At 68.9% G+C, this 20,645-nt stretch carries 17 protein-coding genes and 2 tRNA genes; 13 read left to right on the top strand and 6 right to left on the bottom strand.

Annotation, left to right across the window (positions count from 1 at the left end):
- Window positions 1-48: 48 nt before the first annotated feature.
- Window positions 49-963: a LysR family transcriptional regulator gene (locus tag ACE3Q6_RS16790; RefSeq protein ID WP_374434843.1), complete on the bottom strand. Its 915-nt coding sequence runs from the start codon at window positions 961-963 to the stop codon at window positions 49-51.
- Window positions 964-1,083: 120 nt separating this feature from the next.
- On the opposite strand from ACE3Q6_RS16790, the gene ACE3Q6_RS16785 reads away from it, so the two are divergent.
- The 6 genes from ACE3Q6_RS16785 (at window position 1,084) to ACE3Q6_RS16760 (ending at window position 5,319) form a co-directional block, all read left to right on the top strand.
- Window positions 1,084-1,542, top strand: coding sequence for a cupin domain-containing protein (locus ACE3Q6_RS16785; protein WP_374434838.1), 459 nt, complete (start codon window positions 1,084-1,086; stop codon window positions 1,540-1,542).
- Between the two features lie 51 nt (window positions 1,543-1,593).
- Window positions 1,594-2,079: a cytochrome c gene (locus ACE3Q6_RS16780; protein ID WP_374434836.1), complete on the top strand. Its 486-nt coding sequence runs from the start codon at window positions 1,594-1,596 to the stop codon at window positions 2,077-2,079.
- 340 nt (window positions 2,080-2,419) lie between these two features.
- The gene (gene recJ / locus ACE3Q6_RS16775; RefSeq protein ID WP_374434834.1) at window positions 2,420-4,159 is read left to right on the top strand and encodes a single-stranded-DNA-specific exonuclease RecJ; all 1,740 of its coding nucleotides are present in this window, start codon (window positions 2,420-2,422) and stop codon (window positions 4,157-4,159) included.
- Window positions 4,160-4,220: 61 nt separating this feature from the next.
- Window positions 4,221-4,295, top strand: a tRNA-Glu gene (locus ACE3Q6_RS16770).
- A 114-nt stretch (window positions 4,296-4,409) separates the two neighbouring features.
- Window positions 4,410-5,201 (top strand): lytic transglycosylase domain-containing protein, encoded by a 792-nt coding sequence (locus tag ACE3Q6_RS16765; protein WP_374434992.1) that lies wholly within the window; start codon window positions 4,410-4,412, stop codon window positions 5,199-5,201.
- Window positions 5,202-5,244: 43 nt separating this feature from the next.
- A tRNA-Glu gene (locus ACE3Q6_RS16760) sits at window positions 5,245-5,319 on the top strand.
- Window positions 5,320-5,321: 2 nt separating this feature from the next.
- Here ACE3Q6_RS16760 and ACE3Q6_RS16755 read toward each other — a convergent pair.
- From ACE3Q6_RS16755 to ACE3Q6_RS16745, 3 genes are all read right to left on the bottom strand, one after another.
- A complete protein-coding gene (locus ACE3Q6_RS16755; RefSeq protein ID WP_374434832.1) occupies window positions 5,322-7,271 on the bottom strand; it encodes an ABC transporter permease in 1,950 nt (649 codons plus the stop codon).
- Window positions 7,268-8,290, bottom strand: coding sequence for a glycine betaine/L-proline ABC transporter ATP-binding protein (locus tag ACE3Q6_RS16750; protein WP_374434830.1), 1,023 nt, complete (start codon window positions 8,288-8,290; stop codon window positions 7,268-7,270). Before ACE3Q6_RS16750 ends, ACE3Q6_RS16755 begins: the two co-directional genes overlap by 4 nt.
- A 77-nt stretch (window positions 8,291-8,367) precedes the next feature.
- Window positions 8,368-9,300, bottom strand: a complete 933-nt coding sequence (locus tag ACE3Q6_RS16745; RefSeq protein ID WP_374434828.1) for an ABC transporter substrate-binding protein — start codon at window positions 9,298-9,300, stop codon at window positions 8,368-8,370.
- Between the two features lie 195 nt (window positions 9,301-9,495).
- Here ACE3Q6_RS16745 and ACE3Q6_RS16740 point away from each other — a divergent pair, with 195 nt between their 5' ends.
- Window positions 9,496-10,197, top strand: a complete 702-nt coding sequence (locus tag ACE3Q6_RS16740; protein WP_374434826.1) for a response regulator — start codon at window positions 9,496-9,498, stop codon at window positions 10,195-10,197.
- On the opposite strand, the gene ACE3Q6_RS16735 is transcribed toward ACE3Q6_RS16740, so the two are convergent.
- A complete protein-coding gene (locus ACE3Q6_RS16735; RefSeq protein WP_374434823.1) occupies window positions 10,178-13,045 on the bottom strand; it encodes an ATP-binding protein in 2,868 nt (955 codons plus the stop codon). The genes ACE3Q6_RS16740 and ACE3Q6_RS16735 overlap by 20 nt on opposite strands.
- A 61-nt stretch (window positions 13,046-13,106) precedes the next feature.
- Between ACE3Q6_RS16735 and torT the strand changes: the two genes are divergently transcribed.
- From torT to ACE3Q6_RS16710, 5 genes are all read left to right on the top strand, one after another.
- The gene (gene torT, locus ACE3Q6_RS16730) at window positions 13,107-14,180 is read left to right on the top strand and encodes a TMAO reductase system periplasmic protein TorT (RefSeq protein ID WP_374434821.1); all 1,074 of its coding nucleotides are present in this window, start codon (window positions 13,107-13,109) and stop codon (window positions 14,178-14,180) included.
- A gap of 89 nt (window positions 14,181-14,269) precedes the next feature.
- Complete coding sequence (locus ACE3Q6_RS16725; RefSeq protein WP_374434819.1) at window positions 14,270-15,484, top strand: ABC transporter substrate-binding protein; 1,215 nt, start codon at window positions 14,270-14,272, stop codon at window positions 15,482-15,484.
- Window positions 15,485-15,586: 102 nt separating this feature from the next.
- Window positions 15,587-16,450 carry an ABC transporter permease gene (locus tag ACE3Q6_RS16720; RefSeq protein WP_374434816.1) on the top strand — a complete coding sequence of 288 codons (864 nt, stop codon included), beginning with the start codon at window positions 15,587-15,589 and terminating at the stop codon, window positions 16,448-16,450.
- Window positions 16,440-17,243 carry an ABC transporter permease gene (locus ACE3Q6_RS16715; protein ID WP_374434814.1) on the top strand — a complete coding sequence of 268 codons (804 nt, stop codon included), beginning with the start codon at window positions 16,440-16,442 and terminating at the stop codon, window positions 17,241-17,243. The genes ACE3Q6_RS16720 and ACE3Q6_RS16715 overlap by 11 nt, the downstream gene beginning before the upstream one ends.
- Window positions 17,240-18,268 carry an ABC transporter ATP-binding protein gene (locus tag ACE3Q6_RS16710; RefSeq protein WP_374434811.1) on the top strand — a complete coding sequence of 343 codons (1,029 nt, stop codon included), beginning with the start codon at window positions 17,240-17,242 and terminating at the stop codon, window positions 18,266-18,268. The genes ACE3Q6_RS16715 and ACE3Q6_RS16710 overlap by 4 nt, the downstream gene beginning before the upstream one ends.
- A gap of 61 nt (window positions 18,269-18,329) precedes the next feature.
- On the opposite strand, the gene ACE3Q6_RS16705 is transcribed toward ACE3Q6_RS16710, so the two are convergent.
- Entirely contained in the window at window positions 18,330-18,779 is a 450-nt protein-coding gene (locus ACE3Q6_RS16705) for a GNAT family N-acetyltransferase (protein ID WP_374434808.1), read from the bottom strand.
- 128 nt (window positions 18,780-18,907) lie between these two features.
- On the opposite strand from ACE3Q6_RS16705, the gene ACE3Q6_RS16700 reads away from it, so the two are divergent.
- Window positions 18,908-20,629, top strand: a complete 1,722-nt coding sequence (locus ACE3Q6_RS16700) for a hypothetical protein (protein WP_374434806.1) — start codon at window positions 18,908-18,910, stop codon at window positions 20,627-20,629.
- The last annotated feature ends 16 nt before the right edge of the window (window positions 20,630-20,645 follow it).

Genomic DNA, 20,645 nt, shown 5'->3' with positions numbered 1-20,645 from the left:
ACGCCGACTCGCAGGCTGGGCAATCTGCCCACCTTCCGAACGAAGGCCTCATCCCGCCTGCAGGTCCACCTCGCCCCTCGCCTTCCCCGCCAGGAAGCCGACGAAGGCCTTCACCCGCGCGGCGATCAGCCGGTTGTCCGGATAGACCGCGTGCAGCGGCACCGGTCGGCCCTGCCAGCCTTCCAGGATCGGCACAAGCCGCCCCTCGCGCAGGTCGTGCCCGATGATGAACGCGGGCAGTTGCACCACGCCCGCGCCTTCCAGCGCCGCCCCCCGCAGGGCCCAGCCGTCCGACAGCTCCAACCGGGGCGAGACGGGCACCACCACCCGTTCCTCGCCCCGCAGATAGGTCCAGCTCCGCCCCTGCCGCAGGCCCGAGAAATGCAGCAGGTCATGTCGCACCAGATCCATCGGAGCCTCGGGCACGCCCCGCCGCGCCAGGTAATCCGCTCGCGCGCAGGTGTATAGCCGCGACTGGCCGATGGCCCGCGTGATCAGGTTCGGCCCAACATCCAGCGTCCCCCGGATCGCCAGGTCGAACCGGCTTTCGATCAGGTTGCGCGGCGCGTTCGACAGCTCCATCTCGACGGAAATGCCGGGATGCGCCGCCAGGAACTCCGCGACCCAAGGCACAAGGAAGCGCATCGCCAGATCAGGAGGTGCCGTCACCCGCAGCCGCCCCTCGGGCGCCGTCTGTTCCGCCCTTGCCGCCCGTTCCGCCTCGGCCATCCGGCCGGGCAAGTCCACCAGCCGCTCCCGGTAGGCCGCGCCTGCGGGGGTCAGCCGCACGCTCCGGGTGGACCGGTGCAGAAGCCGCACCCCCAGCCGCGCCTCAAGCTCCGCCACCTGCGCACTGACCGTGGCCCGCGTCAGCCCCAGCGCCGCCGCACCGGCGGTGAAGCTCTCATGCTCCGCCACCGCCAGGAAAGCCGCCAGCCCGTGCAAGGGATCCACCGTCTTCATCTGTCAAATCATCCAGACAATCCTGCAAGGTCAACGGGATTTATCCCTGCGACGCTTTGCCCCTATACAGCGCCCACCAAAGCGGTTTCGCAACGGTTCATTTCATCAAGGAGACAGAAAATGACGACTTTCGACCAGGCAGCCTTTTCCACCGCCAACGCCGGGCAGGAAGCCCTCGCCTTCGGCCGCCACATCATCCGCATTACCGCGGACCAGACCGGCGGGAGCCTCGGATGCTTCGAATCCGAGGTTCCCGCGGGGGATGGCCCGCCGCTTCATGTCCATGAAAAGGAAGAGGAATTCTTCCGCGTCCTCGAGGGTCGCTTCGCCTTCTGGTGCAACGGCGCCCGCGTCGAGCTGACCGAGGGCGGCGTGATCTGCGTGCCCCGTGGCGCCGAGCATCGCTTCCAGAACATCGGCAGCTCGATGGGCCGGCTCATGGTCGTGATGACCCCCGGCGGGTTTGAGGGTTTCTTCCCCGCCGTGGCCCGGGAACCGGGCGCCAGCCTGGACCGGATTTGCCAGATCGGCGAACAGTTCAACCTGCGCTTCGTCTTCGACGCGGCCGCTGCCGCCTGACCCCTCCGGCGCCCGGACTTCTCCGGGCGCCTCCTCATACCGGAGACAGCCATGCCCGCCCCCCACCTGACCGTCGCCGCCCTTCTGGTCGGTCTTTTTGCCCTGCCCGCCCTCGCCGAAACGCCCGCCGACCGCGGCCAATACCTCGTCACCATCATGGGCTGCACCGACTGCCACACGCCGGGCCATTTCCTCGGCCAGCCCGACATGACCCGCTTCCTCGGCGGCTCGGACGTGGGGTTCGAGATCCCGGGCCTCGGCATCTTCCACGGCCCGAACCTCACCCCGGACCCGACCGGCCTCGGCGCCTGGACCGAGGACCAGATCGTCGCCGCAATCCGCACCGGCACGCGCCCCGACGGCAGCCAGCTCGCCCCCGCCATGCCCTGGATGGGCTATGCCGCCCTGACCGACGAGGACGCCCAAGCCATCGCCGCCTACCTCAAGACCCTGCCCCCTGTGGCGAACGACGTCCCCGGCCCCTTCGGCCCCGGCGAGCCGAGCGGCGGCTTCGTGATGAAGGTCACCGCCCCCTGACCAGGGCCGCGACGCATACCTGCCGCTGGCGCAGACCCAGCCACCGACGCCCTTCCGGCCGCGACCCCCACCCGGGCCGCGGTCCTTTCATCTTTGCCCAAATATCCCCGCCGGAGGCTCCACCCCCAGCCACCCCTCCCGGCCTTTCATACTGGCTCAAATATCCCCGCCGGAGGCACCCCACGCCGCGACCCGCGCCCGGCCTGCATCGGAAACATCCCTAAACGAAGGTAAACGCCCACAGCCAACCCCTTGACTCCAAAGGCGCCCGTCAGGCCGCCCAGCGTGGACAGGAACCTCCCCCTTGCGCGGGGCGGTCCTTTGCGGCACCCCTTGGCCCATGACCCCCTTCCTCAACGTCGCCGCCTCCCTCACCGGCCGCCGCTGGGTCGGCCCCGACGCCGAGGCCGACCGGCTGGCCGAAGGCATGTCCCAGCAGACCCGCCTGTCGCTCCCCCTCTGCCGCATCCTCACCGCCCGTGGCGTCACCGCCGAGGCCGCACCCGCCTTCCTTGCCCCCGCCCTGCGCGACCTCCTCCCCGACCCGATGACGCTGAAGGACATGGGTCCCGCCGCCGACCGCCTCCTCCAGGCCGTCGCGCGCCGGGAACGGATCGCCGTCTTCGCCGACTACGACGTGGACGGCGGCTCCTCCGCCGCCCTCCTGCTCACCTGGCTGCGCCACTTCGGCCTCGCCGCCACCCTCTACATCCCCGACCGCATCGACGAAGGCTACGGGCCCAACGTCCCCGCCATGTCGGCCCTCGCGCTCGCCCACGACCTCATCCTCTGCGTGGACTGCGGCACGCTTTCGCACGACCCCATCGCCGCCGCCCAGGGGGCCGACGTGGTCATCCTCGACCACCACCTTGCCCTAGAAACCCTGCCCGCCGCGCTGGCCATCGTGAACCCGAACCGGCAGGACGAGGACGGCTCCCTCGCCCATCTCTGCGCGGCCGGAGTCGTCTTCCTCCTCCTCGTCGAGGCCAACCGCCGCCTGAAACAGCAGGGTGCCCAGGGTCCCGACCTGATGGCACTCCTCGACCTCGTGGCGTTGGCGACGGTTGCCGACGTGGCCCCCCTCACCGGCGTCAACCGCGCCTTCGTCCGGCAGGGCCTGAAGGTCATGGCCCGCCGCGAACGCCCCGGCCTGCGCGCGCTCGCGGATGTCGCCCGCATGGACCAGGCGCCCACCTGCTACGCGCTCGGCTTCCTCCTCGGCCCCCGCGTCAACGCGGGCGGACGCATCGGGCAGGCCGACCTCGGTGCCCGCCTCCTCGCCACCGCGGACGAGATGGAGGCCGCCCGCATCGCCGCCCGGCTCGACCAGCTGAACACCGAACGGCGCGAGATCACCGAGCGGGTCCGTGAGGAGGCGCTTGCCCAGGCCGAGGCACGGGGCCTTGACGGCCCCCTCGTCTGGGCCGCCGCAGAGGGTTGGCACCCGGGCGTCGTCGGCATCGTCGCGGCGCGGCTCAAGGAAGCTGCGAACCGCCCCTCGGTCGTCATTGGATTCGAGGGCGACATCGGCAAGGGCTCGGCCCGGTCGATCCCCGGCGTCGACCTTGGCGCGGCGATCCAGCGCGTCGCGGCCGAGGGGCTGATCCAGAAGGGCGGTGGACACAAGATGGCCGCCGGTCTCACCCTGACCCGCGCGCAGCTGGAGCCCGCGATGGAGCGCCTGGGGGACCTTCTCGCCCGGCAGGGCTCCGGTGCCGCCGGCCCGCGCGACATGCGGATCGACGGGCTGCTGGCCCCCTCGGCCGCCACTGTCGCGCTGGTCGAAGAGATCGAGAACGCCGGCCCCTTCGGCCAGGCCGCCCCCGCCCCCCGCTTCGCGTTCGCCAATGTCGCCGTCACCTGCCGCCGGATCGGGGAAAGCCACCTCAAGCTGTCTGTCTCGGACGGCGGGGGACCCGCGCTCGACTGCATCGCCTTCGGGGCCTTCGACGGTCCGCTCGGCCCCTGCCTGGAAACCGGGGGGCACCAGCGCTTCCACCTGGCGGGCAAGCTGGAACTGAACCACTGGAACGGACGGACCCGGGTGCAGCTGCGCCTCGACGATGCGGCACTGGCGTAAGCCGCATTTTTCCTCTTGCGGAAGGCCCCGGCAGATTCTACACACCGCCCACCGAAAGCGCGGCCCGTTCGTCTATCGGTTAGGACACCTGGTTTTCAACCAGGTAAGAGGGGTTCGACTCCCCTACGGGCTGCCACTTCACCAACTTGTCAGGCAGGCAAGGCACCCCCTCTAAAAGGCGTGCTTGATTGTTGCTGTCCGTTCAATAGATTGGCCCAAATTCATTGCAAAGGTGCCCAACGTGAGCTTTCTGTCCCGTGTTTCCACCGCCGCGCTGCTGGCGCTTCTGCCTTTTGCCGCCCAGGCCGCGACCTGCTCGGACACGGGCGGCCAGTATGAGGCCTGGAAGGCCGAGATGGCGGCAGAAGCCCAGGCCGAAGGCGTCGGCAAGCGCGGTGTCGCGGCGCTGATGGCGACCTCCTATTCCAAGGCCACGATCAACGCCGACCGGAACCAGAAAAGCTTCAAGTACAGTCTGGAAAAGTTCCTGAACGTGCGCGGGGCCGACACCATCGTCTCCCAGGGCCGCAGCCGCAAGGCGAAGAACCCCGACTTCTACGCCAGCCTCGAAGCCGCCTATGGCGTGCCCGCCGGCGTGATCATCGCGATCCACGGGATGGAGACGGGCTTCGGCGGCTTCATGGGCGACACCAATGTCGTCTCGGCCATCGCCACGCTGACCTATGACTGCCGCCGGTCCGACTTCTTCCGCCCGCATCTGATCGGGGCGCTGAAGATGGTCGACAAGGGCATGATTTCGCCAGACACCGTTGGCGCCAAGCATGGCGAGCTTGGGCACACCCAGTTCCTGCCGGGCAACGCCTACAAATACGGCGTGGACGGCAACGGCGACGGCGCCGTCGACCTCTACAACCAGGCCGATGCCCTGGCGACCACGGCCAATTTCCTGCGGCAGAAGGGCTGGAAGGCCGGCCAGGGCTACCAGGAGGGCGAGCCGAACTTCGCGGTCATCAAGCAGTGGAACGCCGCGAAGGTCTATCAGCAGGCCATCGCGATCATGGGCGCCAAGATCGACGGCTGACCCCTTGCACCCGCCCGCGCGCCCCTGTAGGACGCGCGGCACTGGCCCGTTCGTCTATCGGTTAGGACACCTGGTTTTCAACCAGGTAAGAGGGGTTCGACTCCCCTACGGGCTGCCATCTCATCTTCCCAAAGCCGCGCCGTGGGTCCGTGCCCACTTCATCAGCAGGTGGTCCGCCATCAGGCCCATGAAGGCTACGGCCAGTCCCAGCACCAGCCCCTTGCCGACATCGGTCGAGGACAGCGCCCGCTGCATTTCCTGGCCCAGGTCCTGTGTGCCGATGAAGGCCGCGATGATCACCATGAACAGCGCGAACATGATCGACTGGTTCGCCCCCACGACCAGGGTCGGCACGGCAAGCGGCAGCTTCACATGGCGCAGAAGCTGGCCGGGGCTTGCGCCTGACATCTGGGCAGACTCCACGATCTCGGGCGGGATGCTGCGCAGCCCCTCGATCGTGTAGCGCACGATGGGCACGGTGGCGAAGACCATTACGGCAGCCACCACGGCCACGTCGTTCACGCCGAAGAGCATGATGACCGGGATCAGGTAGATGAAGCTGGGGAAGGTCTGAGCCGTGTCGCAGACCAGAAGGAACCGGCGCGCGCGGGTCTCGTTCGCGGCCCCCAGCAGACCCAGCGGGACGCCGATCAGCAGCGCCAGCGTCACGCTGACGAAGACCGTGTAGGCGGTGATCATCGCCCGGTCCCACCAGCCCGACAGCGCGATGGGCAGCGCGAAGGCAAGGCACACCAGCGCCGACCGCAGCCCGCCGATCCGCCAGCCGAACCCCGCCAGCGCCAGAAGGACAGCCCCCGTGGGCAGCCACAGGAAGGCATCGCGCAGCGGGATCAGGACCCAGGTGATCAGGAACCAGCGCAGCCAGTCGGTCACCGGGTCGATCAGGTCGATGAACCCGCCCACCACGGCATCCACCGGCCCGGCCATGCTCAGCGCCTGTTTCCGTTCGACTTCGGCGAAATAGGGGTGTGCCCAGGCGGCAAGGAACCCCAGCGCCACAAGCCCCAGCCAGATCACCAGAAGCCGGTGGCGTCGCAGCCAGCTCCCCTCCACATGCTCCGGCTGCTTCACGGCCCAGGCCTTGGACATCCGGTCCAGCACGATGGCCAGAAGGACGATTGTGATGCCGATCTCTACCGACAGCCCGATCTTCAGCGCTTGCAGGAGTTGCAACAGCTTCTGCCCCAGCCCCGGCATCCCGATGAAGCTGGCCAGCACCACCATGGCCAGGCTTTGCATGATGACCTGGTTCACGCCGATCAGGATCTCGGTCCGCGCGGCGGGCAGGCGGACGCGGGTCATCAGCTGAAGCTTGGTCGTGCCGCTCATCTTGCCGCTTTCGATGATCTCGGGCGACACGCCGCGCAGGCCGAGGAGGGTCATCCGGATCATCGGCGGGACCGAGAAGATGATGGTCACGATGGCCCCGGCCTTCGGCCCCACCCCGATGAAGACGACCACGGGGACCATGTAGGCGAAATGCGGCAACGATTGCGCGATGTTCAGGACCGGGTTCAGGATCCGCTCCGCCAGCCGCGACCGCCAGGCGAGCGTCCCGAGCGCCAGCCCAAGTGCCACCGAGAACGGAACGGCCACGACGATGACCGACAGCGTCTCCATCGCCCATTTCCACTGGCCCATCACGGCGATCCAGACGAAGGTCCCGGCCCCCAGCGCCGCCAGCCGCCAGCCCGCCAGCGCATAGCCCGCCATGCCGGCCGTCGCCGCGATCACCACCCAGGGGATCGGCCCGACATGCGGCCAGCGCGACTTGCCGTAAAGAAGGTTCGCCGTCACATCCAGGCAGAACTCCACCATGTCCGAGAAGGCGCGGGTAAAGGCCATCAGGCCCAGGTCGTCCTGCGCGAAGCGAAACGCCGCGTTGATCCAGTCGGCAAAGGGCAGGACCATGCCTTCGGGCAGGCGGACCAGCCCGGCGGGCAGGACGCCACGGAAGACCACAAGCACCAGCGCGGCCAACAGGATCGCCGTCGCGATGCGCTTCTGGTCCAGGCGGAACGGGGGCTGCGGAAGGGTCGCCACCATCATGCTGCCGGCCCCAGGATGAGGTCGAGCGCGGCCTTGCGGTCCAGAAGCCCGGCAACCCGGCCCTTGTCGGCCAGCGGGATCAGCGTCCGGCTGTCTCCCACGATCCGGCGGGCCAGGGCGTGCAGCGTCTCATGCGCCGGAAGCGGCTCGCCTTCCACCGCACGGCCCTCGACCGGCAGGGCAAGCGCCCCGGCGTGGATCACGCGCGCACGGTCAATGCTTTCGGTGAACTTGGCGACATAGGGCGTCGCGGGGGCCATGACGATCCGGTCGGGCGTGTCGATCTGTTCCACCGCGCCGTCCTTCATGATCGCGATGCGGTCGGCCAGGCGCAAAGCCTCGTCGAAGTCATGGGTGATGAAGACGATGGTCTTTGCCAGCATCCCCTTCAGCCGCAGGAATTCGTCCTGCATCTCGCGCCGGATCAGAGGGTCGAGCGCGCTGAACGGTTCGTCCAGGAACCAGATGTCCGGCTCCACTGCCAAGGACCGGGCAATGCCCACACGCTGTTGCTGGCCGCCCGAAAGCTCACGCGGGAAATACCCTTCGCGGCCCTTCAGCCCGACCAGGGCCAGCATGTCCCGCGCCCGCGCGATGCGGGAAGTGCGATCCTGCCCCCGCATCTCCAGCGGGAAGGCCACGTTTTCCAACGCCGTGCGGTGGGGAAGGAGGCCGAAGCTCTGGAACACCATCCCCATCTTCTTGCGCCTGAGCTCGATCAGCTCGGCCTCGGACAGCTTGCCGATGTCCCGCCCCTCGACCGTCACCGCGCCCGAGGTGATGTCCACAAGCCGCGCCAGGCAGCGCACCAGCGTCGACTTGCCCGACCCCGACAGGCCCATCACCACCAGCATCTCGCCGCGCCGGATGTCCAGCGACACGTCGCGCACCGCCGCGATGTGGTTCGTCGCGCGCAACTCGTCCATCGTCGTCTGCGGGGTCAGCCGCAACCGTTCGGGATGGTCGCCGAAGACCTTCCAGACGTTTCGACAGGAAATCACTGCATCGCTTGTGGTCATGGTGCCCTCCGAAGGAAAGGGCCACCCGGGGGAAGACCGGGTGGCAAGTGCTCGTCACCCTGTGGTGACGCCGGAGATCATTCGGTCCAGGGCTTCCAGACCGCCTCGTTCGCTTCGAGCCAGGCGGTGGCCGCGTCCTCGGGCTCCATCCCGTCGACGTCCACGAGCTTTGCCATCTCGGCGATCTGGGCGTTGGTGAAGGTCACCTTCTGCAGCGTGGCATAGGCGGCGGGCCACTTGTCCTTCATCCCGTCCCAGGCGGCGATCTTCAGGTAGCCGTTGGCCGGGTTGCCGCAGTCGAAGACCTTGTCGGGGAGCGGACCCTTGGCCGGATCGGTGTCGCAGCCTTCTTCCCAGGTGGGGAATTCGACGAACTCGCCCGGCCAGACAGCCTCGGCGAAGTTCGGGGTCCAGTTGAACAGGACGATCGGGGTCTTGTCCTTCTCGGCCGCCGCGATTTCCGCCCAGAGCGCCGCGGCCGAGCCCGCGTTCACCACCACGAAGTTCATCCCCAGCGCGTCGACCTTCTCCTGGTCGTGCTTCAGCCAGTCGACCGGCCCGCCGAGGAAGCGGCCCTTGTCCCCGGTTTCCGGAGTGGCGAACTTCGCCGCGCAGTCGTTCAGCGCCTTCCAGTCCGGCAGGCCCGGGCAGGCTTCCTTGGTCCACATCGGATACCACCAGTCCTCGCGCGTGATAGCGGCGTGGGTGGCGACATCGTGGATGCCGCCCTTTTCCACCGCGGCGCGGAACGACTTGCCGAAGGCGCCTTCCCAGACCTCCAACTCCAGCGTGGCGTCGCCCAGGCGCACGGCCTCGTACACCGCCTGGCTGTCGGTCGAGACGTACTCGACGGAATTGCCCATCCCCTCGAAGATCTGCCCGACCACATTCGACATCACGATCTGGCTCGACCAGTTGTGCGTCGGGATGATGATCGGGTCCGAGGAGTCCTCGGCGAGGACGGGCGAGGCAAGAGCGATGGCTGCCGCGCCAAGAAGCAGTCTGGACATGGTCTGCATGTGTTTCGATCCCTGTTCAGGTCGCGCCTGATGCGGCGGCGACGTTTCCTCGGAAAGTCGAACGCTTTCCTGACAGGAAGGTTAAGCAGGGGATGTGAACACGTCAGACCCTAGCGATGAACGGGCTGGAGAATGTTGTTACAAAATGTTAACAAGGCGCGCCTGCCCCTGGGGACGCCCGACTGCATGACCGCCGCTTCCCATATCGTCGTGATCGAGGATGACCCGGTGACCCGCACTGCGCTGGGGGGTTATCTGGAAAGCTTCGGCTACCGCGTCACCGCCTGCGCCGGGGCCGAGGCCGCGGAAAAGGTACTGGCGCAGGAAAACCCCGACCTTCTGATCGTGGACATCAACCTGTCCGGCAAGGACGGGTTGGAGATCACCCGCGAACAGCGCGCGCGGTCCGAGGTTGGCATCATCCTCCTGTCAGGCCGCACCGACGACGTCGACCGGATCGTCGGGCTGGAGCTTGGGGCCGACGACTACGTCTGCAAGCCCTTCAACCGGCGCGAACTTCTGGCGCGGGTGAAGAATCTTCTGCGGCGGACAGCGGCAATGCGGCAGCTGTCACGCCGCGTGGTGCATTTCGCAGGCTTCACCTTCGACACCGCCGCCCGCCATGTCAGCAGCGGGGACGGCACCGGGGTCCAGCTGACCCGCGCCGAGTACGAGCTTCTGCGCACCTTCGTCCTGAATCCCGGCATCGTGCTGTCGCGCGACCGCCTGCTTGCCAGCATCACCCACCGCCACGGCGATTCGGGCAGCCGGACGGTCGACGTGATGGTCAAGCGGTTGCGGTCCAAGTTCGGCGACGACCCGAAGCAGCCGCGCATCTTCGGCACCTCGCATGGCGAGGGCTACGTCTTCACTGCGCCGCTGTCCTGACGCCCGCCTGATCCTCCAGCGCCCACAGCGACCGGGCCAGCGCCCTCTCCGCCGCGGCGGCCGCCGACAGAAGCGCACCCACAGCGGCGGGGTCCGGGGCCGCATCGCGGCGCGACAGATCTGCCAGCACGGCGCCCAGTTCGGCCAGTTCGAAGTTGCCCACGGCCCCCTTCAGTTGATGCGCCCGGCGCTCGACCTCGGTGCTGGCGCCTCGGCGCATGGCTTCGGCCAGCGCCTCGACCTCGGGGCGCAGCCGGTCCAGCATCAGGCGCACCAGGTCGCGCGTGGCCTTCGGTCCAAGATCGGTCAGCGCCGCCTGCACCGCGGGCGCGACACCCGCACCGCAAAGCCGCCCCAGCGCGGCGGCAAGGGACTCGGGCGTGAGAGGCTTCGCCACCACCTCGTCCATCCCGGCGGCCAGGCAGGCCGCGACGTCGCGCGGCTGGGCATGGGCCGACACCCCGATCACCGGCAGCCGCTCCAGCCCCGGCATCCGGCGCAGGCGTTCGGTCGCCTCGATGCCCGAGATCCCCGGCAGGTTCACATCCATCAGCACCGCATCGAAACGGTCGCGCGCCATGAGGTCCAGCGCCGCCTCGCCCGTCGCCGCAACCGCCGCGCGGTGGCCCATCGCCTGCAGGAAACCCAGCGCGACCTCCTGGTTGACCGGGTGGTCCTCGACCACCAGCACCGACAGGGGCGGCAGATCCGGAAGGACCGGGTCGGGCCGTGACGCCACCGCCGTCCCGCGCGCGAAGGGAAGGTGCAGCGTGAACGTCGCGCCCTGCCCCGGCTGGCTGGCCACGGTCAGGACCCCGCCCATCAGCCCGGCCAACCGGCGGCTGATCGTCAGCCCCAGCCCCGTCCCCCCATGCGTCCGCGCGGTCTGCGGGTCGGCCTGCTGGAAGGCGTCGAAGATCCGCTCCAGCGCCTCGGGAGCGATCCCGCGCCCCGTGTCGCTGACCGTGAAGCGCAGGCGCAGCGGATCGGCGTCCTGCGGCCCGGCCAGCGCCACCGCGATCCGCACTTCGCCGCGGTCGGTGAACTTGACGGCGTTCGACACCAGGTTGAACAGGATCTGCCGCAGCTTGCCCATGTCGCCCCGCAGCACCGGCAAAGCGACCCCGGGCAGGTCCGTCACCAGCTCCAGCCCCTTCTCCTCGGCCATCGGCGCCATCAGAAGCGCGATGTCGCCCAGGGCCTCGCCCAGGTCGAAGTCGACCGTCTCGGCGGCACTCTGGCCCTGCTCCAGCTTGGAATAGTCGAGGATGCTGTTCAGAAGGCCCATCAGCCCCTTGCCCGACGCCACCGCCGCATCCAGCCGCGCCACCTGGTCGCGCGTCAGCCCGTCCCTTGGGAGGTTGCGCAGCATCCCCAGCACCCCGTTCATCGGAGTCCGGATCTCATGGCTCATCATGGCCAGGAACTCGGACTTCGCCCGGTCCGCCGCCTCGGCCCGATCGCGCGCGGCGTCATGGGCGGCCACCTCGCCCCGCAGCGCCTCGGTCTGTTCGTCGACCAGTTCCTGCAACTCGCTGCGATGACGGCGCAGCTCCTCGAGGTGCCGCTCGCGTTCCGCCGCAAGCTCCCGGTTGGCGATGGCCTGCTGGCGGAACACCTCGACCGCCCCTTCCATCTGCGCAATCTCGTCGGTGCCCGACCGGGTGACCTCGTCGCCCAGCTGGCCCTCCGCCAGCCCCGCCATCCGTGCCGCAAGGGCGTCGAGCCGCCGAATCAGGTTGCCGCGCACATAGAACCACAGCACCCCCAGCGACATCACCAGCGCCAGCATCGCCGAGAAGGCGTACAGCTGCTGGGTCGCCAGGATCGTCTGCTGCGCCGACTGGCCTGCCGCGACGGCATTGTCCTCGATCCGATCCGCCAGCGCCGAGGCCGACCGCTCCAGCTCCAGCGCTGCCCGGCGCAGCTCGGTCTCGGCCCCGGCGATCTGGTCCGTCAGCGCCAGCACCTGGCCTGCGTTCTCGAACAAGGCCGACGTCTCGGGGGGCGAGGCCGGGGCTGCCCCGATCACCCGCAAGAGCACCCGTACCCGGTCCGCCCGCCGTGGGTCCTGCACCGCTTCAAGCCGCCGCGAGATCACCCGGACCCGCGCGGCCAACTCGTCACGCAGCGACTGCAGCTCGGCCTGCGTCTGAACCCCCGCCACCCGGTTGAGAAGAAGCCCGACCTCGGACGCATGGGACCGCAGCTCGAACATCAGTCCCATCTGGAAAAGGTCGACTTCGATCAGCTTGTCCAGCGTGTCGAGCCGCGTCTCGGGGTCCGCGGTATCGGTCCCGTCCATCCCGTAAAGGCTGGAAATCACGGCCGAGGCCCCCATCTCGGCGTTCGCGACCAGCGTATCGGCGATCTCGGTCAGCTCCACGGCCGCCGCAAGACCCTCGGCCAGCTGGGCATCGCGCCGGACGATCAGGCTGATCCGCTGCCGCACCAGCCGGTCGATCGCCGTCAGGGCCTGCCGCAGGCCCGCTTCGGCTGCCAACGCATCGGCCAGCGCATCGTCCGGCAACCCCGTCTGCCGCAGAAGCCGCGCCCGCAGCGCATTGGCCTGGTCGAAGAGGAACGCTGCCCGTTCCGCCCGCTGCGCCTCGTCCGTCACCTCTGCCAGTTCCGGCGCCACGGCCACGACACGGCTTGTCTCCTCAGCCACGCCGCGCACTTCGGAAATCGCCGGGATCGCCTCGGTCACCACCCGCGACTGGTTCGCCGCCACGTCCTGCAGCTCGAACCAGCCCAGAAGGCCGGTCGCGACTGGAAAGCCCACGATCAGCCCGATCGCCAGCAAGAGCCGTCCGCCAAGACTCGACTTGAAGCCGAAGTTCCGCAAGGCTTTCCCCGCATATGTGCGGATGCAGGCTATCACCGAATCCGCGAAAGGGGAGAGACGGATGCAAAAGGCGGTCGCCGCGGCGATCCTCATGGCGGGCCTGGCCCTCTCTGCCCGGGGCGAGACCTGGCCCCTCGAAGCCCGCGCCGTGCCCTTCGATGACACCAGCGCCGCGGTGCCCCTGGACTACACGCCGCTGGACCACGCGGCGCGGCCCTGGCGTTTCTGCATCCTCTACCCGCACCTGAAAGACGCCTACTGGCTGTCGGTGAACTACGGCATGGTCGAAGAGGCCCGCCGCCTGGGCGTGGGCTTCGACGTGTTCGAGGCCGGGGGCTACCCCAACCTCAATCGCCAGATCGACCAGCTGAAGGCCTGCGCCAGCGACGAATTCGACGCGGTGATCCTGGGGACCGTCTCCTACGCGGGCCTGACCGCCGAGGTCGAACGCATCGCCCGCCTGAAGCCGGTGATCGCCACCGTGAACGACATCGACGACAGCGGCATAACCGCCAAGGCCAGCGTCCCCTGGACCGAAATGGGCGCCGCCGCCGGCCGCTTCCTGGCCCAGCGCCACCCCAAGGGCAGCCCGCCCGTACGCATCGCCTGGTTTCCCGGACCGCAAGGCGCAGGCTGGGTCACCTTCGTGGAGGCGGGCTTCCGCGCCGCGCTGGCCGAGAGTTCCGCCCAGATCGTGATGACCCGCTTCGGCGACACGGGAACCGAGGAGCAGGTCCTTCTCGTCGAAGAGGTGCTCGAGGCCATGCCGGACATCGACTACCTGGTCGGCAGCGGCCCGATGGCCGAGGCCGCCGTCCCGATCCTTCGCGCCCGCGGGCTTGAGGGGAGGATCGCCGTCGTCTCGACCTATCTCAGTCACGCCGTCTATCGCGGCGTCGTGCGCGGCCGCATCCTGGCGGCTCCCACGGATTCTCCCGTCCTGCAGGGACGGCTTTCCATCGAGATGGCCGTCCGCGCGCTTGAGGACCGGCTGACCACGCCGCACGCGGGTCCCCCGGTCTGGACCGTGACCCAGGCCACGGCGGGGGATGAGGTCATAGAGGGCTCGCTCGCCCCGGCGAGTTTCGTCCCGATCTTCTCGCTGCCCGCACCTGCCTCGCCTCCGGGTCCCTGACGCCCGTGTTACAGGCGGCCAACTCCCTTGTGACTGGCAATAGCGGGCCGGATGGCATTGATATGCGCCAGTCCCAACACGAGGTTCCCATGCTGCGTTCCCTGGCCGCCCTTCTCCTTCTCTCCTCCGCCGCGGTGGCCGACACCGCCGATGGCGAGGCCCTGAAGGCCATGACCTGGGACCAGGTGGTCGAGGAAGCCCGCGGTGGCACGGTGAACTGGTTCATGTGGGGCGGCTCCGACACGATCAACGCCTATGTCTCGGGCTATGTCGCGGACCGGCTGAAGGCCGACTACGACATCACCCTGAACCGCGTCCCGATCACGGATGCCGCCGACATCGTGAACCAGGTCCTGTCCGAGAAGGAAGCTGGCGTGACCGATGAAGGCTCCGTGGACCTCATCTGGATCAATGGCGAGAACTTCCGCTCGATGAAACAGGCCGACCTCGCCTTCTGCGGCTACACCACGCTGCTGCCCAACGACGCGCTGGTGAACTGGGACAACCCCGCCATCGCCAACGACTTCGGCGTGCCCGTCGACGGCTGCGAGGTGCCCTGGAACACGGTCCAGTTCGCCTTCGCCCATGACAGCGCCGTGGTCGCTGACCCGCCGCGCGACATGGCCTCGCTCCTCGCCTGGATCAAGGCCAACCCCGGCCGCTTCACCTATCCTGCCCCGCCGGACTTCACCGGCAGCGCCTTCCTGCGTCACGTGTTCATCCACGCCGCAGGCGGCCCGGAAAGCCTGCTCGGCCCCTTCGACCAGGCGAGGTTCGACGCGGTCGCGGGCAAGACCTGGGCGATCCTGAACGAGATCGAGCCCTTCCTCTGGCGCGAGGGGGCGACCTACCCCACCACCGTCACCCAGCTGGACGAGCTGTTCGCCAATGGCGAGATCGACTTCAGCTTCAACTACGACCCCGCCCAGTTCGGCCTTGCCGTCCAGGCCGGCACCTGGCCCGAGACGACGCGCTCCTTCGGGCTGACGGACGGGACCATCGGCAACACGAACTACACGCTGATCCCGTTCAACTCGCCCAACAAGGCCGCCGCGATGGTGGTGCAGAACCTGCTTCTGTCCGGCGAAGCGCAGCTGGAAAAGGCCAAGGCCGAGGTCTGGGGCGCCGCCCCCGCCATCGAGATCAGCCGCACCACGCCCGAGGTCCAGGCCGGTTTCGCCGCGATCAAGACGCACCCCTCGGTCGTTCCCGCCTCGGAACTGGCCAAGGCCGCGCTGCCCGAACTGCAGGCGGACTGGCTGACCGCGATCGAGAAGGGCTGGACGGAAAACGTCGGCAACTGACCTTTCGCGCGCCCGCACGGCGCGGGCCAAACGACGCGCCGCCGCTTGCCCGCGCTTTCGCCTTGGCGCACTCTGCCACCGACCCGCCCGAAAGGCCCCAAGGTGACCGACCGCACCCGCCTTGCCCTCATGCTCGCCCCCGCGCTTCTGGTGCTGGGCGGGCTCTTCCTCACGGGGCTCGGCCTCACGCTCCTGCGGTCCTTCCGCTACATGCCCGCGCTTGGCCTGACCGAGCCCGACCTCGCCGCCTATGCCGCCATCCTGAGCGCGCCCGGTTTCCTTAAATCGCTGGGCTTCTCGCTCTGGATCGCCACCGCCTCGACCCTCATCGCGGCCGTCTTGGCCCTTGCCGCCGCGCTTCTCCTGCGACAGACCTTCCCCGGCCGCACGGTGATCGCCTTCCTCGTCCAGCTGAACCTCACGATCCCGCACATCGTCGGCGCCATCGGGATCCTCTACCTCTTCTCGCAGTCCGGCAGCTTCGCCCGCCTTGCCCATGCCGCGGGGCTCATTTCCGGCCCGCAGGACTTTCCCATCCTGACCAATGACCCCTCCGGCATCGGCATCATCCTCCTCTACGTCTGGAAGGAGCTGCCCTTCATCACCCTGATCCTGCTCGCGAACATGCAGTCTCTGGGCGAAGACCACGAGGCCGTCGCACGCACCCTGGGGGCCTCGCGCTGGCAGGCGTTCCGCCATGTCCTTCTGCCGATGCTGATGCCCGGCCTCCTGGCGGCCTCGACGCTGGTCTTCGCCTTCGCCTTCGGCGCCTACGAGGTGCCTCTCGTCCTTGGCGCCCATGCCCCGAAGGCGCTGCCGGTCCTCGCCTGGCAGGCCTCCACCGACACCGACCTCGCCGCCCGGCCCGAGGCAATGGCGATGGCCGTCGTCATCGCGGGGATCGGCCTGGGGCTGCTTGCGCTTTATGCCCGGATGCTGGGCCGGGGCGGCACCCTTGCCCGGTAGCCTGCGCCTTCTCGGCGGCCTTGCGCTCGCGGGCTGGCTGGTCCTTCCGCTTCTGCCCCTTCTGGGCTGGTCCGTCGCGCAGGGCTGGCGCTACCCCGATCTTCTGCCCGACCGCCTGTCCGCAAAGGCCTGGAGCTTCGCTCTGTCGCCGCAATCGGGCGTCCTGCAAAGCTTCGGCATCACCACGCTGATCGCAGCCGCCACCACGGCCATCGCCCTTCTGATCGGACTGCCCGCCGGGAGGGCGCTGGGGCTGCACCGCTTCCGTGGCCGTGGCCTCGTGCTCCTCCTCCTTCTCGCCCCCGCGCTTCTGCCCGGCATCGCCACGGTCTTCGGCCTGCACGGCATCCTCCTCCGCGCGGGCCTTGTCGGGACGGTCCCGGGCGTGATCCTCGCGCACCTTGTCCCCGTCCTGCCCTACGCCACCCTCGTCCTCGCCGCCGTCTTCGCCCGCTTCGACCCGGCGTTCGAGGACCAGGCCCGCAGCCTGGGCGCGACGCGCTGGCAGGTGTTCCGCAACGTCACCCTGCCCGCGATCCTGCCCGGCCTGTTGACCGCTGCCCTCTTCGCCTTCCTCGTGTCCTGGTCGCAGTACCTGCTGACGCTCTCCATCGGCGCCGGGCGGGTGCAGACACTGCCGCTCCTTCTCTTCAGCTTCGCCAGCGCCGGGCGGAACGACATCACGGCCGCCATTGCGCTGCTCTACATCCTGCCGGGTCTGCTGATCCTTGCCGTCACCGCGCGCCGGATCACCGGCCGGGGCGCGGCGTTGACGGAAAGGCTGCATCCGTGACGCACCTTTCGCTGCACGGCCTCCGCAAGACCTACCCCGGCGCGGGTGGGGCCGCCGTGCACGGCATTGACCTGACCGTCGCCAGTGGCAGCCTGACCGCGCTCCTCGGACCCTCGGGCTGCGGCAAGACCACCACCATGAAGCTGATCGCCGGCCTCCTTTCCCCGGATGCGGGCGAGATCCGCCTGGACGGGACCGCCATCACGCATCTGCCACCGGACCGGCGCGGCGTGACCATGGTCTTCCAGAATGCGCTTCTCTTTCCGCACCTGACCATTGCGCAGAACGTGGGCTTCGGCCTGCGCATGCGGGGCGACACCGGGATCGCGCAAACGGTCGCCGCCATGCTGTCCCGGGTCCGCCTGGACGGGCTTGGCGACCGCCACCCCGCCGCGCTGTCCGGCGGCCAGCAACAGCGCGCCGCCCTCGCCCGGGCCCTCGTGCTTCGCCCCCGCGTCCTGCTTCTGGACGAGCCGCTCTCGAACCTCGATCCCGCCTTGCGCGACGAGATGCGCAGCCTGATCCGCGAGCTGCAGCAGGAAACCGGCATCACCACGATCGTCGTCACCCACGATCAGGCAGAAGCCGTGGCGCTTGCCGACCGGACCGCCCTGATGCTGGACGGCCGCCTTGCCCAGGAAGGCCCGCCCGAGGACCTCTACCGCCGCCCCGCCTCGCTTGCCGTGGCGCAGTTCTTCGGCGGGGTGAACTTCCTGCCGGGCGAGGCACGAGGGCGCACTTTCCACTCGCCCATCGGCCCCCTGACCCTTCCCCAGGCGGCCCAGGGCGCTCACCTCCTGACCATCCGCCCCGAGGCGCTGCGCCTGTCCCCCGGCCCCAACGCCGCCACCGCCCTTGTCCAGTCCGTCACCTTCCTCGGCACGCAAACCCGCGTCCTGGTCAGGATTGGTGACACGGTCCTGCAGGCTCTCACGGTGCCCGACGCAGCGGTCGCCCTTGTGCCGGGGGCGGAGATTACCGTTTCCCTCCCTCCCGAGGCGCTGTGGCTTCTGCCGACGACCTGAATGGGACATCCTGAACAGGCCCTGAAGCGCGGGACGAAAGGGGATTTCGCCCCTGCGGCGCTTACGGCAGCGGCCGGTTGTAGCGGATGAAAGGGCTGACCCGCGCGACCCGGTCGTAAAGCTGGCGGGCCTCGTGGTTGAAGTCCTGGGTCAGCCAGTAGACCGCCGGAGCGCCGGCCGCGTCGGCGGCGGCGTAGACCGCTTCGATCAGGGCGCGGCCAAGGCCAATGCCGCGCGCCTCGGGTGCGACGTAGAGGTCCTGCAGGTAGCAGACCTCTTCGATCTTCCAGCAGTGCCGGTGGAAAAGGTAATGCGTCAGGCCAAGAAGCTGACCGTCCTGCTCTGCCACAAGCGCCGAGAAGTCGCGCGGGTCGGACCCAAGGAGGCGGGTGAAGGTCGTGGCATAGACCTCTTCGGGGACGCTGGTCTGATAGAAGGCAAGATAGCCGGTCCACAGGCGTCGCCACTGGTCGTGGTCGCCGGGTTCGAGCGGGCGGATCAAGGCGGGCATGGTGGTCCTGGCCGATGCGACAGTTTCAGCCTGCCAAAGATGTTAACGCTTGGCAACCGGACGGAAATCCTGACTATGCGCCCTACCGCCCGGACGCATAAGGGCGGACGGGACCGGGAGTGTGTAAGATGACAGGCCAGATAGCGGCACGGATCCGGCTTGCGCTGGCGGGCGCGATTGGGGGCGCAGCGGTCTGGGCGGCGCTGGAGGCGGCAGACAGGGGATGGATCGCGGACATCCCGGCGCTTGCCCTGTTCGTGTTCCTCGTGACCAGCAACGGCGCGCTGATGGCCATGGCCGGCCCGATCGGCCTGGGCCGGGCCACGCCCCGTGCGGCCCTGCTGGCGCTGGTGGTGGCGGGGCTGGCCTGGCTCGCCGCACTGCGCTACGGCGATGTGGACGACTTCATGTTCAGCGCCCTGCCGCTGTTCGCGGTCGCCACTCTTGCCACCCTGCCGATCCCCTTCCTGATCGCCCAGGTCCGCAGCCGCTGGAACGACTATCCGGTGCTGTTCCTGGAAGCCTGGTCGGTGGTCGTTCGGTTTGCCGCCGCCGGGGCCTTCACCGGGCTGGTCTGGCTGGTGATCTTCCTGTCGGACGCACTCTTGCGGATCGTCGGGATCGAGGTCATCGGCCGGCTGGTCGAGCATGACCTCGTGGCGCTGGCGCTCGTGGGGGCGATCTTCGGCCTGGCCATGGCGGTGATCCACGACCTCGCCGACCTTCTGTCGCCCTACGTTGTCCTGCGCCTCTTCCGCCTGTTCCTGCCCGTGGTCCTGGCGGTGATGGCGGTCTTCCTGGTCGCGCTGCCGTTCCGCGGTCTCGACGGGTTGGTCAGCGGGCTTTCCCCCGCAACGCTGCTTCTGACGATGGTGGCCGGTGGGGTCGCGCTGGTGTCCATCGCCATCGACCAGACCGATGCCGAGGCCACGCAAAGCCTCCTTCTGATCCGCTGCGCGCAGGGCATGGCGCTGATCCTGCCGGTGATGGCGACGCTCGCTGTCTGGGCGATCTGGATCCGGGTCGCGGATCATGGCTGGACACCCGGGCGGCTGTTCATCCTGCTGGTCGCGGTCATCGGTCTGGTCTACGGGCTGGTCTACGCGGTCTCGGTCCTGCGCGGCGGAGCGTGGATGGAGCGTATCCGGCAGGGCAACATCCGGGTGGCCCTGGGCATTCTGGCCGTGGCGGCGCTGTGGCTGACGCCTGTCCTCAACGCCGAGCGGATCTCGGCGGCAAGCCAGCTTGCGCGGTTCGAGGCGCAAGGGGTAGAGGCCCTGGACATCGGGGCCCTGGAAAGCTGGGGCAAGCCGGGCGCGGCCGTCCTGGAGGATCTGCGGAACCGGTCCACCGAGCCCGGGCAGGAAGCCTTGGCCCTGGCACTCTCTGGCGGGGCGACGGACACGCCGGACAACGCCCCCGCGCTGGCGGCCGAGCTGGCGGCCAAGCTGCCCGTGCAACCCACCACGGCCACGGGAATGCGGGACGTGATCCTGGGTGCGGCCGGGGAATACCAGTTGCAGGACTGGCTGCAGGTCTGTGCCGTGCCACTTGACGACGGGCTGTCAGCCTGCCTCCTGGTGGTGGCCGACCTTCTGCCGCTGCGGCCGGGCGAGGAGGCGATGCTCTTCCTGCACCGCAGCCCGGACTACGTCGAGGTCAGCGGACTTTACCTCGACGACAGCGGGATGCTGGTCTGGCGGTCAGCCACGCGCCCCGACGGGAGGTTCCTTTCTTCCGAGGAGGCCGCGCAGCTTCTGCGCCAGTACCAGGCCGCGCCGCCGCCGCTGACCGGGGCCGAGCTGAACCAGCTTGGCACGGGCGAGGACGGGCTCGTGTTCCTGCCATGACGGAAAGAGGTTGTTA

This window comes from Tabrizicola sp., from assembly GCF_041913445.1.
GTDB lineage: Bacteria > Pseudomonadota > Alphaproteobacteria > Rhodobacterales > Rhodobacteraceae > Tabrizicola.
Note: the sequence above shows the minus strand (reverse complement) of the source record. Positions and strands in the feature narration are given on the sequence as shown.